Genomic DNA, 16,404 nt, shown 5'->3' with positions numbered 1-16,404 from the left:
ACCTCACCTGATTGCCACTATATATAGCGGGCCTCGACAGGCACCAACCGCCTTTCATTTCTAGAATTCAGGAATTTTCTGATCCATGGGCAAATCGCTGGTCATTGTGGAATCCCCGGCTAAGGCCAAGACCATCAACAAGTACTTGGGTAACCAATACGTGGTGAAGTCGAGTATCGGCCATATCCGAGACTTGCCCACTAGCGGTTCCGCTAGCGCCAGCAAAGAGCCCGCTGCCAAGCGTGGCAAGGCTGCCGCTGGTGATGCGCCTGTGCTTACGCCAAAGGAAAAAGCCAAGCGCCAGCTCGTCTCGCGCATGGGTGTCGATCCTGATCATGGCTGGAAAGCCAAGTACGAAATCCTTCCTGGTAAAGAGAAGGTGGTCGAGGAGCTGCGCCGGCTCGCCAAGGATGCTGACATCATCTATCTCGCAACCGACTTGGACCGCGAGGGGGAAGCCATTGCCTGGCACCTGCGCGAAGCCATCGGTGGTGACGACAGCCGCTACAAGCGCGTGGTGTTTAACGAAATCACCAAGAAAGCGATTCAGGAAGCGTTCTCCAAGCCGGGCGAGCTGGATATCAATCGGGTCAATGCCCAGCAGGCACGTCGCTTCCTCGATCGTGTCGTGGGTTACATGGTGTCGCCGCTGCTCTGGCAGAAAGTCGCCCGTGGCTTGTCGGCAGGCCGTGTGCAATCGGTTGCCGTGAAGCTGGTGGTGGAGCGTGAGCGCGAGATTCGTGCGTTCAATCCCGAAGAATATTGGGAAATCCACGCTGATCTGGGCACCACCAAAGGCGCCAACGTACGCTTTGAAGTGGCTCGCGAAAACGGCGAAGCTTTTAAGCCGTTGAATGAAACCCATGCCATGGCTGCGCTGGAGAAGCTTAAAGCGTCCAGCTATAGCATCGTCAAGCGTGAAGACAAGCCGACCAGCAGCAAACCTTCTGCGCCGTTCATCACGTCGACCCTGCAACAGGCGGGGAGCAACCGCCTGGGCTTTGGCGTGAAAAAAACCATGATGATGGCCCAGCGTTTGTATGAAGCGGGCTATATCACGTACATGCGTACCGATTCGACTAACTTGTCAGTCGATGCGGTCACCATGGCGCGCAGCTACATCGAAACCGAGTTCGGCAAGAAGTACCTGCCTGAATCGCCAAACGTCTACAGCAGCAAAGAAGGCGCACAAGAGGCGCACGAAGCGATTCGTCCGTCCGATGTCAACACCCACCCGAGCAAGCTGACGGGTATGGAACGTGACGCTGAGCGCCTCTACGAGCTGATCTGGCGTCAATTCGTCGCGTGCCAGATGCCACCGGCGCAATACCTGTCGACTACCGTCAGCGTCGCTGCTGGCACCTTTGAGCTGCGCGCCAAAGGCCGCATCCTCAAGTTCGACGGTTACACCCGTGTCATGCCGCAGATGGCCAAGCCGGGTGACGACGATGTGTTGCCGGACATGGCTCAGGGCGACAATCTGAAGCTGAACAAGCTCGATCCAAGCCAGCACTTCACCAAGCCGCCTGCGCGCTACTCTGAAGCGAGCCTGGTCAAGGAAATGGAAAAACGCGGTATCGGTCGTCCATCGACGTACGCCGCGATTATTTCGACTATTCAGGATCGTGGTTACGTCGCGTTGCATAACCGCCGTTTCTACTCCGAAAAAATGGGCGATATCGTTACCGGGCGCTTGTCTGAAAGCTTCTCGAACCTGATGGACTACGGCTTCACCGCCGGCATGGAAGAGAACCTCGATGACGTCGCTCAAGGTCAGCGCGACTGGAAAAACGTGCTCGACGAGTTCTACGGTGACTTCAAGAAGAAGCTCGAAGTAGCCGAAGCGCCAGACAGCGGCATGCGTTCCAACCAGCCGGTGATGACGGACATCCCCTGCAAGCTCTGCGGTCGCCCGATGCAGATTCGTACGGCGTCGACCGGAGTGTTTCTCGGTTGCTCCGGGTACAGCCTGCCGCCTAAAGAGCGCTGCAAGGCGACCGTCAACCTCACACCCGGCGACGAAATTGCCGAGGATGACGAGGGTGAGTCCGAGTCGCGCGTATTGCGTGGCAAGCACCGTTGCCATATTTGCAGTACGGCCATGGATGCGTACTTGCTGGACGAGAAGCACAAGCTGCACATCTGCGGCAATAACCCCGATTGCGTGGGTTATGAGATCGAAGAGGGCACCTACCGGATCAAGGGTTATGAAGGCCCGAGCCTGGAGTGCGACAAGTGTGGTTCCGAGATGCAGCTCAAGACGGGTCGTTTCGGCAAGTTCTTCGGTTGCACCAACCCTGACTGCAAGAACACCCGCAAGCTGCTGAAAAGCGGTGAAGCGGCCGGGCCGAAAATGGACCCGGTGAAAATGCCCGAACTCAAATGCGAGAAGGTCACCGACACGTACATTCTGCGTGACGGTGCTTCCGGCCTGTTTCTGGCGGCCAGTCAGTTCCCGAAAAACCGCGAGACCCGCGCTCCGCTGGTGATCGAGATCGTGCCGCACAAGGATGAAATCGATCCGAAGTACCACTTCCTCTGCGAAGCACCGAAGAAAGATCCCGACGGGCACCCTGCGGTGATTCGTTACAGCCGCAAAACCAAAGAGCAATATGTGCAGACCGAAGTGGAAGGCAAGCCGACAGGCTGGCGCGCGTTCTACGATGGCAAGGCCTGGAAGGTCGAAGACAAACGTTGATCTATTACGCCTGACGCCACCTGTCAGGCGCCCATCGATTGTCTGATGCTGGCTCGCCCGGTGCGCCCAAAGCGCGTTGCGCGAGCCAGATTTGCTTTGAGTCGAGCCGTTCTTTTTTGTTTGTGATGGAGAATGCCACCATGGCCCATGAACTCTATACCCGTACCAACCAGAAGATCTATTTTGCAGGGCTTGCTCTTGAGGCGCTGGGCAAGGCTCAGGAAAGCCGGGCAATGAACGCTATCGCGCTGGTTCAGGCTGAGCGTGAGTCCGTACTGTTTCACCTGTATGGCGCGTTGCTCGGTTTGTGCCATGAAATCGCAGGATTTTACCGTTTGCCCCAAGCCAATGCGCCGCGCGCAGAGCTGCTGCTGACCAAGGACGTGCTGGACGCTATCGCGATCCCTGAAATGGCCGAGCTGATCGAGCTGGCACAAAACCGGGAAACCTGGCTTGCGCAGTTGCTAGCAGCCTACAACGCGCTGTTCCTGCCGCCACGTGCGCCAAGGAAAGCCAAGGGTGACGTTACGCAGCCAATGATTATCGCTGTCAGCCTGGATGACGAGCCTGAGCCTGAGTTGGGCCGCGAGGAAATGGAAAGTTGGCGTCAGCAGCTCAAGAGCTTGACGATTCGTTTTCGCGAAGGGCTGAGCGAGTGCTGATTGATCGATGGGCTAGGGGCTGAGTCGACAGGCTGATACAATGCTGGCCTTTCGTGGAGAACAGATCCTATGCCAACGTCCTTTTTAGAAATTGTCGAGTTGCCCGACGGCCGTATCGAACTGCGCCGTGCTGAGGACGAGGGCTCCTTGGTTACCCTGGATTTCTCCGCTGATGCCAAAGCTTTTTTGCAAGGTCAGCACGTAGAAATCGCTAAAGCCATGCTGAGCGTCGGCGTTCAGATGGCTGGGCGCCTTGCGGAAGGCGACCTTGATAAGCACGATGGCCCGCGCGTTCTTCATTGATCACGGGCTGATTTCAGCCCAGCCGAATATTCAAACTTTGTGCATCACCCGTTCTGGCAGCGCTGACCAGCTGTTGGCGCGCCCCGGTATTAATCGGGTTGAGCCAGCTGACAACCGTGTGGCTGCGACCCAGTCGCAGAGCTTCGCAGGTCAATTGCAACGCGCTTTGTGTGCCGCGTGGTTGCAGTAGAAGAATCCGTTCACGATTAAGCCCCGCATCACGCAGCCAGGTCTGAGTCAGGCTCGCAGGCGGCGCGATCAATGTCAGCCAGCGTGCATCCTGGTCCTGACTCAGCTCCCGCAAAATCGGCGCCAGAAGGTTCAGACAGTTCCCGGCTGCGCCGCGCAATGACAGTTCACTAAAAGCGTCTGGCTCTGTGTTCCAGGGCGTGTCGACCACTTCTTTAAGGAGCGGGGCGATGGGCTGAGCCATGAATGCCTCGAACAGTGGTAGTTGTGCTTGCTGTGGTGTTTGGGGGAACTGCATAACGTCTCCTTTAGCGGCGAATGACGCCGACACTCAAGCCTTCGATCACCAATTCCTGATCTTTGAGGTTCACTTCAATAGGGGCGAAATCCGGGTTCTCGGCGAGTAGCCAGACCTTGCTGCCTTCACGCTTGAAGCGTTTAACCGTCACTTCATCACCAATTCGCGCCACGACGATTTGACCGTTGCGGGCTTCGCGGCAGGTGTGAACGGCAATCAAGTCGCCATCGAGGATGCCGACGTCTTTCATGCTCATGCCATGTACGCGCAACAAATAGTCTGCGCTCGGATGGAAGAAAGACGGGTTGATGTTGCAGGACTCTTCGACATGTTGCTGCGCCAGAATCGGTGCGCCAGCGGCAACGCGACCGATGATTGGCAGGCTGCGCTCTTCGGACTTGGCCTCGAAGCCTGGAATACGAATACCCCGCGAGGCGCCTGGCGTCATTTCGATAGCGCCTTTGCGCGCCAGAGCCTTGAGGTGTTCTTCCGCCGCATTGGGCGACTTGAAGCCCAGTTCCTGAGCGATTTCCGCACGGGTCGGCGGGTAGCCGTTGTCTTCAAGGCAGCGTTTGATGAAACCCAGAATCTCAGCTTGGCGTGGCGTCAGTTTTATCATGATGATCGCTCTGTCTTTTTATACAGTGACTGGGATTATATACAGTGATTGCGTCTTGGCAATCGTCCTTTTTACTCAGGCCGCTGGACGGTGTGCAGAAGGGTGTTGGCAGGTGATCCGAGGCAATAAATCACGCAATGGCTACAGGCCCCGGGTTATATGATTAAATGCATGACTGGTCAGCCAGAAAACGAACGGGCAGACTTGACAAATAGCCCGGCTGAAACGTATGTTTCAAACGAGTGTTTGTCAGGCAGAAAAACCATGGCCCAGTCGGAAACAGTTGAACGTATCCTTGATGCTGCTGAGCAGCTGTTCGCGGAAAAAGGCTTTGCCGAAACATCGTTGCGGTTGATCACCAGCAAAGCCTCGGTCAACCTGGCCGCGGTGAATTATCACTTTGGTTCGAAGAAGGCCCTGATTCAGGCGGTTTTCTCGCGCTTCCTCGGTCCGTTCTGTATCAGTCTCGATCGAGAGCTGGAGCGTCGTCAGGCCAAGCCTGAACACAAGCCGACACTTGAAGAGCTGCTGGAAATCCTCGTCGAACAAGCGTTGGTGGTGCAGCCGCGGAGCGGTAACGACCTGTCGATTTTTATGCGCTTGCTGGGCCTGGCCTTTAGTCAGAGCCAAGGGCACCTGCGTCGTTACCTGGAAGACATGTACGGCAAGGTGTTTCGCCGCTACATGCTACTGGTCAATGAAGCCGCCCCGAATATTCCACCGATCGAACTGTTCTGGCGCGTGCATTTCATGCTCGGCGCTGCGGCGTTCAGCATGTCCGGGATCAAAGCGTTGCGAGCGATCGCCGAGACTGATTTCGGGGTCAATACCTCCATTGAACAAGTCATGCGTCTGATGGTGCCGTTCCTGGCAGCCGGCATGCGCGCCGAAACAGGCGTGACCGACGCGGCCATGGTTTCTGCACAACTCAAGCCACGTAGCAAAAGTACGGTCGCCGTCGCCAAGGTTTGACTGTTGATGGGTGGGCGCGGCAGCTTTCATCGGCTAAGCTAGCCGCCCATGCGTACCCTCGATTTATTCATGTCTCCCACGCCACTCCGTATGTGTCCGGCTTCGCCGATGGGCAGCGGTGTGTGCGTCTGGCTGTCTTCACTGCGCTTTGATGCCACGCCCGGATCGGGTGTCGGCTGCGTTGAGTTAAGGAATTGCATATGAGTTCTGGCCTGCAAGGCTCGTTGATGGTGGATGTCGCCGGTACTTGGCTGACCGCTGAGGATCGCCAGTTTTTGCGTCAGCCCGAAGTTGGTGGCCTGATTATTTTCGCGCGCAATATTGAGCATCCACGCCAGGTTCGTGAACTCAGTGCCGCTGTCCGTGCGATACGGCCTGAGTTGTTGTTGGCGGTCGATCAGGAGGGCGGGCGGGTACAGCGCCTGCGTCAGGGATTCGTCCGATTGCCCGCAATGCGGGCGATTGCCGACAACCTGAATGCCGAATCTCTGGCCGAGCATTGCGGATGGCTGATGGCCACCGAAGTGTTGGCGGTCGGGCTGGATTTGAGTTTTGCGCCAGTCCTCGATCTGGATTATCAGCGCAGTGCCGTGGTCGGCAGCCGGGCTTTTGACGGTGATCCTGAACGTGTGGCGTTGCTGGCGGGCGCCTTTATTCGTGGCATGAACGCCGCGGGCATGGCGGCAACCGGGAAACATTTTCCTGGCCATGGCTGGGCTGAAGCCGACTCCCATGTCGCGATTCCAACGGACGAGCGCAGCCTGGATGAAATCCGCGCCAAGGACCTTGTGCCGTTCGCTCGCCTGAGCAAGCAACTGGCTGCCGTGATGCCGGCCCACGTCATTTATCCGCAAGTCGATGCCCAGCCTGCTGGTTTCTCCCGGCGTTGGTTGCAAGATATCCTGCGCGGCGAGTTGCAGTTCGATGGGGTGATTTTCAGCGATGATCTGTCCATGGCCGGCGCACATGTGGTCGGTGATGCTGCAAGTCGTATCGAGGCTGCTTTGAGCGCCGGGTGTGACATGGGCCTGGTCTGCAATGATCGGGCTGCTGCCGAGCTGGCACTCGGTGCTGCGCAACGGCTGAAGGTTAAGCCGTCGCCACGCATTGCGAGGATGCGAGGCCAGGCGTACGCCACTACTGAATATCGTCAGCACCCACGCTGGCTGGCGGCCCTTGATGCACTGCGTGCCGCCCAACTGATCGACTGAAGGATGTATTAATGACTGTTTACGCGATTATCGGCGGCACTGGCCTGACCCAACTTGAGGGCTTGAATATCCGTCAGTCCCTGCCGATGAATACGCCTTATGGTGCGCCGTCGGCCGAGATTCAGATTGGCGAATATGCAGGCCGCGAGGTGCTGTTTCTGGCGCGCCATGGTCACCCCCATCGCCTACCGCCGCATCAGGTCAACTACCGCGCTAATCTGTGGGCATTGAAGCAGGCCGGGGCAGAGGCGATTCTGGCCGTGAATGCTGTGGGCGGGATTCATCCGGCGATGGGCACTGGGCATTTCTGCGTACCGCATCAGTTAATCGACTACACCAGCGGTCGCGAGCACACCTATTTTGCCGATGATCTGGAGCAGGTGACCCACATCGACTTCAGCTACCCCTACAGCGAAGTGCTACGCACGCGACTTATTGCAGCGCTGGCGGCTGAAGGCTGTGCTTACAGCGACCAGGGCGTGTATGCCTGTACTCAGGGCCCGCGCCTTGAAACCGTGGCGGAGATCATCCGCCTGGAGCGTGATGGTTGCGATATCGTCGGTATGACCGGTATGCCTGAAGCGGCACTGGCCCGCGAAATAGAACTGGATTACGCCTGTCTGGCGCTGGTGGTCAACCCTGCGGCAGGCAAGTCGTCGGCAGTGATTACCATGGCCGAAATTGAACAGGCACTGCATGACGGAATGGGCAAGGTGAAGGCAACTTTGGCGCGGGTGCTTGCTGCTGGCTGAAGGCTGCGCTGGGGACGGACATGGGCAAGCCCGCTCCTGCATCTATTGTTACCCCTCGCTTACCCAGTGAACGCTCACTCAGCTTTCACAGGGTAAGTTAGGGGTGGCTGACTCAATGCTTTATCTTTTTGACCGGCGCTGGCAATGGCGCGAACAGGGCGGCGATGTCTTCGCTTCCCAGCTTCCAGTCACCTGCGGTCCTGCCATCCAGTACGCCTGACGCCAGCGCTGATTTTTCCTGCTGTAAACGCTGGATTTTCTCTTCCACGGTGCCGCGCGCGATCATCTTGTAGACGAACACCGGTTTCTCCTGGCCGATGCGGTACGCGCGGTCGGTGGCCTGATTTTCGGCCGCCGGGTTCCACCAGGGATCGTAATGGATCACCGTGTCGGCTGCGGTCAGGTTCAGGCCGGTGCCACCGGCTTTGAGGCTGATCAGGAAAACCGGAAGCTTGCCGCTCTGAAAATCCTGCACCGGTGTGCGACGGTCTCTGGTTGCCCCGGTGAGCAATGCGTATTCGATGCCGCGCTGTTTCAGCTCGGCTTCGATCAGGGTCAGCATTGAGGTGAACTGCGAGAACAACAGGATTTTTCGACCTTCTGCCAGCAACTCTTCAAACATTTCCATCAGACTGTGCAGCTTGGCCGAGCTGCCATGGCGCCCCGTTGCAGGTGCGCTGTTGACCAGCCGTAAATCACAGCAGACCTGGCGCAGTTTGAGCAGCGCCTCAAGTACGATGATCTGACTGCGACCAACGCCTTTGCGGGCGATTTCGTCGCGCACCTTTTTGTCCATGGCCAGGCGCACCGTCTCATACACATCGCGCTGGGCGTCGTTGAGCTCGACCCAATGGATGATTTCGGTCTTGGGCGGCAGTTCGGTTGCGACTTGCTCCTTGGTACGACGCAGCAAAAACGGCTTGATTCGCGCGTTCAAGTGCTGCAAGCGTTCTTCGTTGCCCTGCTTCTCGATGGCGGTGCGGTAGTTGCTGTTGAACTGCTTGCTGTCGCCCAGCCAGCCGGGCATCAGGAAGTGGAACAGCGACCAGAGTTCGCCCAGATGGTTTTCCAGCGGCGTACCACTCAGGCACAGGCGCTGTCGGGCGTTTAGACTGCGCGCGGCCTCAGCGGCCTTGCTGTTGGGGTTCTTGATGTACTGCGCTTCGTCGAGGATCAGCACATGCAGCGGTTGCTGCGCCAACAATTCTACATCGCGCGGCAGCAATGCATAGGTGGTGAGAATCAGGTCGTAATCCTGCAGGTTGGCAAAGTCCTGGCGCCGACCTGGCCCATACAACGCCAATACACGTAGTTGAGGTGCGAAGCGTTCAGCTTCATCCATCCAGTTGGGAATCAGGCTGGTGGGCATCACGGCCAGGGACGGGCGATCAAGGCGACCGGCCTGTTTTTCCACCAGCAGGTGGGCCAGGGTTTGCAGGGTTTTACCCAGGCCCATGTCATCGGCCAGGATGCCGCCCACTTCCAGTTCGCGCAGCGATTGCATCCAGCTCAGGCCTTCGAGCTGATAGGGTCGCAGGGTCGCATTCAAGCCATCGGGGACACTTACTGAAAAATTCTTGATGTCCGCCAGGCGCTCGCCGAATTGGCGCAGGCGTTCACCGCCTTCCCATGTCAGCGGCATATCGTCCAGCTGGGTCAAGCGTGCGGCGTCTGCAGTATTGAGGCGCAGCGCGGTATTGCCGTCTTCGCGCCAATAGAAGTCACCCAGGGTTGCCAGTACTGGTTTTAGACGGCCGTAGGGCAGGGCGACTTGCACCGGGCCGCCACCTCGCTGGGTGAAGTGGTTGAGCTGGACCAAGAGTTGCTCATCATCCCGACGCTTGGCGATCCCGGCCGGGCTCATCAGTTCGGGGTGGCTGCGCAGTAGATTGATCAGAATCGGCAGCAGGCTCAGGCGCTCACCATTGACGATGATGCCCAGCTCCAGGTCGAACCAGTCGTGCTCAGGCTGCTCATCAATGACTGCATACCAGTCGTCTACGGGGGTGACGTCAAACGCGAAATCCTCCGCGACGTCGATCTCCCAGCCTTGCTCACGCAACTGCGGCAGGTCGTGGGTCATGAAATTCAGCCAGGCCTTGTCGCTCGGCAGTTCGAACATGTCCCCAGCGCTATCGGGCAAGGCCTTGCTTTGCCGAGTCGCCAGCCTGAAACCGAGGTCCTGAATAACCTGTCGCCAGTGCTTTTCTGCCTCTGGATAGCGGCGTATGCGCACGGTTTCAGTATCGAAGTGCTCCAGGACGTCGGTGGTTTTGCTTCCCGTCGCGTAATACTCACCGTAGCCAAACGCCAGCGCGGCGCGATGCTGGATATGGCGCTGCATACGGCCATTGCGCGGTTCGTAAGCGCTGAACTCGAAGCTGGCGAGAATCAGCCGAGGCCGAGGCTGGGTGTCGATCAAGCGTTCTGGCAATGCGGGCTTGGGCTCGGCTCGTGCTGGCGCAGGCGCACGGTCTGGCGCACCCAGCGCGGTGAGGATCGAGGCCTTGTTTTCCGGGTCCTGCAGAAAGAAAAGAGCGGCAGCGCAATGTTTGCAATTGTTGCGCACGGGGCAGGTGCATTTACACGCCACGAATTGTTTATGCTCGGCTGGGTCCTTGAGGGTGAGGGTTTGCGTGTAGATTTCCAGGCCCGAGCCTTTGCACACTGTCCTGACCAGCTCGGGACTCAGGTGCTGCAACTTGATGCGTTGCTGCTGGGCGTAGTCGCGCCCTCGCTCAAGGCTTTGAGCTTTGAAGACTTGTGCCCATGAAGAGGCTAGAACTTTTTCAAGAATGGACGACACAGTTCAGTACAGCCCGACGCCGCAGCGATGCTCAAAGGGCAAGGAGCGCAACGCGCTCCCTGGATGCTTAAAGAGGTGAAACCTTGATCAGCATGGCCAGGCTGCCATTGTCCATATAGGTCAATTCGCCATTCTTCACCCGGGTCGTCTGGGTCATTCGCTCGCTGGTGCGCACCACGCCATAGGCATCGAGCTGATTGACCCAAAAGTCTGCCGTGATATCAGTAAACCGCGCCAGGCTCAAGGTGACGGTGCCTTCAATGGGAAAGTGACCAAACTGCTCCTGACCACTGCTGACCGCCATTTTGCTCGGGTCAGCGCTCAGGTTTTGCTGCCAGGCCCGATGCAGCAGCACGTTATAGTTGCCGCTCGCCTCCAGTTTGCTGGCCATTCCGGTCAGCGCCGGGCTGCGTTCATTCTCGGGGCTGATTTTCTGCGCCCCGGCGGCCCAGGCTTCGGGGGAGGGCTGGTTGGTCGTGGCTGGTTGGCCAATCTGCCGGAACAGGATCATTTCGACCTGATACAGGCCGTCGGCAAACGCTGCCGGTGTGACCAGTGTCAGCAGCAGAATCAATGAGTGGAGCACACGCATGGGTGAATCCTTAAGCCGTTTTTGGAGTCAGGCGCTCGAACAGCGCTTCTAAAATATTGAATCGCTCTTCCGGGCGCTCCATCGGCACCATGAACTTGAACAGCGTGGCACCCTCGAACTTGTAGCGGTTGGGCTGGCCCTGAATCAGTTTGATCAGCACCAGCGGATCAACTTGGGTATCGGCGCTGAACTCAATTCGTCCACCCTGCGGTCCGGCGTCGACTTTTTTGATGCCCAGCTGCTCGGCCTGCAATTTGAGCAGCGTCAGGCGTACCAGGTTTTTGGTCGGTTCGGGCAGCAGGCCGAAGCGGTCGATCATCTCGACCTGGAGGTCCTTGAGGCCCTCTTCGTCGGCGGCATTGGCGATGCGTTTGTACAGAATCAGGCGGGTATGAACATCGGGCAGGTAGGCTTCAGGGATCAACGCTGGCAAGCGCAGGTTGATTTCCGGGCCGCCGCCCAGGGGTTGGTCGAGGTTTGGCTGCTCGCCCTTGCGAATGGCCTTGACCGCGCGTTCAAGCATTTCCATGTACAGGGTGAAGCCCACGGCCTGGATCTGTCCGCTCTGCCCGTCGCCCAGCAGTTCGCCAGCACCACGGATCTCCAGATCGTTGGTCGCGAGCACGAAGCCCGCACCGAGGTCCTGGGTGTTGGCGATGGCTTCCAGGCGCTTCTCTGCGTCTGGAGTGATCTGTTTCCGGGGTGGGGTCAGCAGGTAGGCGTAAGCCTGGTGGTGACTGCGGCCGACCCGGCCACGTAATTGGTGCAATTGCGCCAGACCGAATTTGTCGGCACGTTCGATGATGATGGTGTTCGCGCTGGGCACGTCAATACCCGTCTCGATGATGGTCGAGGCGATCAGGACGTTGAAGCGCTTGTGATAGAAGTCGCTCATCACCTGTTCGAGATCGCGTTCGCGCATCTGTCCATGGCCGATGCCGATACGGGCTTCAGGCACCAGTTCGGCCAGGTCGGCGGCGCATTTCTCGATGGTTTTCACGTCGTTGTGCAGGTAGTAAACCTGGCCACCACGCAGCAGTTCACGGAGCAGTGCTTCCTTGACCGTACTTTTGTTCTCTTCCATGACAAAAGTGCGCACGGACAAGCGGCGAGCTGGCGGTGTGGCAATGATCGATAAATCACGCATGCCCGAAACCGCCATATTCAGCGTGCGCGGGATCGGGGTCGCGGTCAGGGTGAGAATGTCGACTTCACTGCGCAGGGCCTTGAGTTGCTCCTTCTGACGCACGCCGAAACGGTGCTCTTCGTCGATGATGACCAGGCCCAGATTCTTGATCTTCACATCGTCCTGCAACAGCTTGTGCGTGCCGATGACGATATCAATCTTGCCTTCTGCCAGGTCCGCGACTGCTGCGTTGATTTCTTTGGCAGACTTGAAGCGGCTCATGACTTCCACGCTTACTGGCCAATCGGCAAAGCGATCGCGGAAACTGTTGTAGTGCTGCTGGGCGAGGAGGGTGGTCGGCACCAGAATGGCCACCTGACGTCCGCCATGTACGGCAATAAAGGCTGCGCGCATTGCCACTTCGGTTTTGCCGAAGCCCACGTCGCCGCACACCAGGCGGTCCATCGGCTTGGGCGCGAGCATGTCGGCACGTACGGCATCAATGGTGGTTTGCTGGTCCGGGGTTTCTTCGAATGGGAAGCCGGCGCTGAACGTCGCGTAGTCGGCTTTTGGGTCGGCGAAGGCATACCCTTCACGGGCGGCCCGTCGCGCGTAGATGTCCAATAGCTCGGCGGCGACATCGCGCACTTGCTCGGCCGCTTTGCGTTTGGCTTTCTGCCAGGTTTCCGAACCCAGTCGGTGCAGCGGCGCAAGGGCGTCATCGCTGCCAGTGTAGCGGGCGATCAGGTGCAGGTTGGCAACCGGGACATATAGCTTGGCGTCTTCGGCATAGGCCAGCATCAGGAATTCGGCGACCTGATTCTCCACTTCCAGCGTGGCCAGGCCCAGGTAGCGGCCAACGCCATGGTCGATATGCACCACCGGTGCGCCTTCGCGCAGTTCAGTGAGGTTTTTGATGACTGCGTCATTGTTGCCGCCGTCGGTGCGTTTTTCCCGGCGCCGGCGCTGCATGACCCGCTGACCGAACAGTGGGCTTTCGGCTACCAGTGCCAGGGAGGGGTGTTCCAGCAGCAGACCCTCATCCAGTGGTGCGATGGTGATCGACAGGCGCTCGCTGCCACTGACGAAGTCCGGCCAGTTGTCCACGGTTTTCGGCCGCAGCTTCAGGCGTTCAAGCAGTTCCAGCAGGACTTCCCGGCGCCCGGCGGATTCAGCAGTGAACAGCACACGGCCCGGGAATCCTTCGAGAAATGTCGACAGCGCCGCCAACGGTTGCGTGGCCTTGGATTGAATCGCCAAGTCCGGCAACGGCAGCGCCGGGAAGCGCTCGCGACCAGCGCTAGGCTCGACGTCCTGCTGGCTGACAACCACGCGTGGCCAGCTTTTCAGGCGAGCAAAGCAGTCTTCCACCGGCAGGAACAATTCATTGGGCGGTAATAAAGGTCGCTCAGGGTCGACGCGACGCTCCTCATAACGGTTGCGGACGTCGTTCCAGAAATTTTCCGCCGCTTGTTCGATGCCGGGCAGGGAGAACACCTGGGTGTCCTGGGGCAGATAATCGAACAGGGTTGAGGTTTCGTCGAAGAACAACGGCAGGTAGTACTCGATACCGGCCGGTGTGATGCCGCTGCTCAGGTCCTGAAAGATCGGGCAGCGACGGAAGTCCACGTCGAAGCGCTCGCGAAAGCGGGCCTTGAAGCGGGTGACAGCATCTTTTTGCAGCGGAAACTCTCGCGCCGGCAGCAGGCGAACCGATTCGACCTTGTCGATGGAGCGCTGGTTTTCCGGGTCGAAGGTGCGCAGGGTTTCGATTTCGTCGTCGAACAGGTCGATCCGGTACGGCAGTTTGCTGCCCATCGGGAACAGATCGATCAGGGCGCCACGGACCGCGAACTCGCCGTGCTCATACACCGTATCGACGCAGCGATAGCCGCTGGCCTCAAGCCGGGTACGCATCTGCTCGACATCAAGCTTCTGGCCGATGTCCAGCACCAGGCTGCTGCCGAGCAGGAATTTGGTGGGTGCCAGTCTGTGTAGCGCCGTCGTGATCGGTACTACCAAAACGCCATGCGCGAGTTCCGGCAACCGATAAAGGCTGGCGATGCGCTGGGAAATAATGTCCTGGTGCGGCGAGAACAAATCGTAGGGCAGGGTTTCCCAATCCGGAAAATGCAGAACCGGCAGCGTGGGCGCAAAGAAGCTAAGCTCTTGCTCAAGACGTTCGGCACTCTGGCTGTCGGCGGTCAACAGCAGCGTGAAGCGCTTGGCGGCGCTGGCAGCCTCGGCGATGGCCAGGCTCAGGGCGGCACCAGGCAAATTGCCCCAGTGTTGTTTACCTGCAGCGGCAGGGAGTAGCGGTAGGCGCAGGACAGGCACGGGAGGTTGAGCTCCAAGCGTTGCAACAGGGGGTGCGATTGTAGCGGGAGGAGGTAGGTGCTGTCAGTTTTCAGCGCGCCGGAAAATGTAGTGCCATGTAATCTGATAGCCGTGCATTGCTCATAAACAAAGGCGGCGGCATAATGTAGCCCCTTTTTTCAGCCCCTACATGTGGAAGGTTCCCGTGACTCAGAAGCCCGACCAGTGTCTTGGTGAATGGATCGATCGTGAAGCCCTCGCCGAGGCGATGATCCCCCTCATCGGTCAGCTCTACCGCAATAACAATGTGGTGAGCTCGATCTATGGCCGCAGTCTGATCAACCGTTCAGTCATCGCGATTCTCAAAGCCCATCGCTTTGCTCGTCATCGCCAGGCCGATGGCAGTGAGCTGTCCGTACACGAAACATTCCCGCTTATAAAAGCGATGAGCGAACTCAAGCTGGGTGCCGCTTCGGTGGACCTGGGCAAGTTGGCCGTGAAATTCAAGGCAGAAGGCCAAGGCCGTACTGCCGAGCAGTTCGTGCGTGCAGAGCTGGCTGACGTCGTCGGTCAACAAAGCGCCACTGCTCGTAAAGGCAAGGACGTCGTGCTGTACGGTTTCGGCCGGATCGGTCGCCTGCTGGCGCGGATTCTGATCGAGAAAACCGGTGGGGGCGATGGCCTGCGTCTGCGCGCCATTGTCGTGCGCAAAGGCGCCGACAATGACTTGGTCAAGCGTGCCAGTCTGCTGCGTCGTGACTCGGTACATGGCCCGTTCAATGGCACCATCACTATCGATGAAGCCAACAGCACCATCACCGCCAACGGCAACATGATCAAGGTGATCTACGCGAAGAACCCGACCGAGGTGGATTACACCCAGTACGGCATCAAGGACGCATTGCTGGTGGATAACACCGGCGTATGGCGTGATGCCGAGGGTCTGGGCCAGCATTTGACCTGCGCAGGCATCGAGCGTGTGGTTCTCACCGCGCCAGGCAAAGGCAAACTGAAGAATATCGTGCATGGCATCAACCATGATCAGATCACGGCTGAAGACCTGATCGTTTCGGCGGCCTCCTGCACCACCAACGCCATCGTGCCGGTGTTGAAAGCCGTCAACGACAAGTTCGGTATCGTCAATGGTCACGTTGAAACAGTTCACTCGTACACCAACGACCAGAACCTGATCGACAACTTCCACAAGGGTGATCGTCGTGGCCGTAGCGCTGCGTTGAACATGGTTATCACTGAAACCGGTGCTGCTACCGCCGCTGCCAAGGCCCTGCCTGAACTGGCTGGCAAACTGACCGGCAACGCGATCCGTGTTCCAACGCCAAACGTGTCCATGGCTATTCTCAACCTGACCCTTGAGAAGCCAACCAGCCGCGACGAAATCAACGAGTACCTGCGCTACATGGCCATGCACTCGGACCTGCACAAGCAGATCGATTTCGTGCATTCGCAGGAGGTGGTTTCCACCGACTTCGTGGGTTCGCGTCACGCCGGTGTAGTGGATGCTGAAGCGACCATCTGCAATGACAACCGTGTTGTTCTGTACGTCTGGTATGACAACGAATTCGGTTACAGCTGCCAGGTTGTTCGCGTGATGGAAGACATGTCCGGGGTCAACCCGCCTGCTTTCCCGCGTTAAGTAACCACTAGGCCAAGTAAAAGGTAGAAAGGTGCCCCGACTCAGTTCGGGGCATTTTTTTGGACGCGATTTGGCTATCAGCCGTTTACCGGCGCCGCCAGAGGTGACTGCCAGTGTGGTGGCGGTCGGTTTCACACCTGCAGAACAATCCATACGACTACCGATATCGAAAGCTTATTCAGGCATCACTACTTATGTATGTCACT

11 protein-coding genes and 2 pseudogenes are annotated in these 16,404 nt (G+C 58.3%); 7 read left to right on the top strand and 6 right to left on the bottom strand.

Going from position 1 to position 16,404, the window contains the following annotated elements; translation table 11 throughout:
* Positions 1 to 85 precede the first annotated feature (85 nt).
* The 3 genes from topA to ACVBEG_RS16115 all read left to right on the top strand — a co-directional run bounded on the left by topA (position 86) and on the right by ACVBEG_RS16115 (position 3,663).
* Positions 86 to 2,698, top strand: coding sequence for a type I DNA topoisomerase (gene topA / locus ACVBEG_RS16125; RefSeq protein ID WP_219063184.1), 2,613 nt, complete (start codon positions 86 to 88; stop codon positions 2,696 to 2,698).
* A gap of 140 nt (positions 2,699 to 2,838) precedes the next feature.
* Entirely contained in the window at positions 2,839 to 3,360 is a 522-nt protein-coding gene (locus ACVBEG_RS16120; RefSeq protein WP_322178579.1) for a DUF6586 family protein, read from the top strand.
* Positions 3,361 to 3,429: 69 nt separating this feature from the next.
* Positions 3,430 to 3,663: a hypothetical protein gene (locus tag ACVBEG_RS16115; protein WP_322178580.1), complete on the top strand. Its 234-nt coding sequence runs from the start codon at positions 3,430 to 3,432 to the stop codon at positions 3,661 to 3,663.
* Positions 3,664 to 3,676: 13 nt separating this feature from the next.
* On the opposite strand, the gene sulA is transcribed toward ACVBEG_RS16115, so the two are convergent.
* Both sulA and lexA read right to left on the bottom strand, forming a co-directional pair.
* Positions 3,677 to 4,150 carry an SOS-induced cell division inhibitor SulA gene (gene sulA / locus ACVBEG_RS16110; protein WP_322178581.1) on the bottom strand — a complete coding sequence of 158 codons (474 nt, stop codon included), beginning with the start codon at positions 4,148 to 4,150 and terminating at the stop codon, positions 3,677 to 3,679.
* A gap of 10 nt (positions 4,151 to 4,160) precedes the next feature.
* Positions 4,161 to 4,769, bottom strand: coding sequence for a transcriptional repressor LexA (lexA, locus tag ACVBEG_RS16105; RefSeq protein WP_219063180.1), 609 nt, complete (start codon positions 4,767 to 4,769; stop codon positions 4,161 to 4,163).
* Positions 4,770 to 5,033: 264 nt separating this feature from the next.
* On the opposite strand from lexA, the gene ACVBEG_RS16100 reads away from it, so the two are divergent.
* The 3 genes from ACVBEG_RS16100 (at position 5,034) to ACVBEG_RS16090 (ending at position 7,704) form a co-directional block, all read left to right on the top strand.
* Positions 5,034 to 5,741: a TetR/AcrR family transcriptional regulator gene (locus ACVBEG_RS16100; RefSeq protein WP_219063179.1), complete on the top strand. Its 708-nt coding sequence runs from the start codon at positions 5,034 to 5,036 to the stop codon at positions 5,739 to 5,741.
* Positions 5,742 to 5,953: 212 nt separating this feature from the next.
* The gene (gene nagZ, locus ACVBEG_RS16095; RefSeq protein ID WP_322183090.1) at positions 5,954 to 6,952 is read left to right on the top strand and encodes a beta-N-acetylhexosaminidase; all 999 of its coding nucleotides are present in this window, start codon (positions 5,954 to 5,956) and stop codon (positions 6,950 to 6,952) included.
* A gap of 11 nt (positions 6,953 to 6,963) precedes the next feature.
* Positions 6,964 to 7,704: an S-methyl-5'-thioinosine phosphorylase gene (locus ACVBEG_RS16090; protein ID WP_322178582.1), complete on the top strand. Its 741-nt coding sequence runs from the start codon at positions 6,964 to 6,966 to the stop codon at positions 7,702 to 7,704.
* Between the two features lie 112 nt (positions 7,705 to 7,816).
* On the opposite strand, the pseudogene ACVBEG_RS16085 reads toward ACVBEG_RS16090, so the two are convergent.
* The 4 genes and pseudogenes from ACVBEG_RS16085 to mfd form a co-directional block, all read right to left on the bottom strand.
* A pseudogene (locus ACVBEG_RS16085) lies at positions 7,817 to 9,970 on the bottom strand (DEAD/DEAH box helicase); the annotation flags it as partial.
* An 18-nt stretch (positions 9,971 to 9,988) separates the two neighbouring features.
* A pseudogene (locus tag ACVBEG_RS16080) lies at positions 9,989 to 10,510 on the bottom strand (SWIM zinc finger family protein); the annotation flags it as partial.
* A 67-nt stretch (positions 10,511 to 10,577) separates the two neighbouring features.
* Positions 10,578 to 11,102 carry a CsiV family protein gene (locus ACVBEG_RS16075; RefSeq protein WP_322178584.1) on the bottom strand — a complete coding sequence of 175 codons (525 nt, stop codon included), beginning with the start codon at positions 11,100 to 11,102 and terminating at the stop codon, positions 10,578 to 10,580.
* Positions 11,103 to 11,112: 10 nt separating this feature from the next.
* Positions 11,113 to 14,565, bottom strand: coding sequence for a transcription-repair coupling factor (gene mfd, locus ACVBEG_RS16070; protein WP_322216990.1), 3,453 nt, complete (start codon positions 14,563 to 14,565; stop codon positions 11,113 to 11,115).
* 169 nt (positions 14,566 to 14,734) lie between these two features.
* Here mfd and ACVBEG_RS16065 point away from each other — a divergent pair, with 169 nt between their 5' ends.
* Positions 14,735 to 16,198 (top strand): glyceraldehyde-3-phosphate dehydrogenase, encoded by a 1,464-nt coding sequence (locus tag ACVBEG_RS16065; RefSeq protein WP_322178586.1) that lies wholly within the window; start codon positions 14,735 to 14,737, stop codon positions 16,196 to 16,198.
* Positions 16,199 to 16,404: the final 206 nt, after the last annotated feature.

The organism is Pseudomonas sp. GG8, from assembly GCF_052976945.1.
Note: the sequence above shows the minus strand (reverse complement) of the source record. Positions and strands in the feature narration are given on the sequence as shown.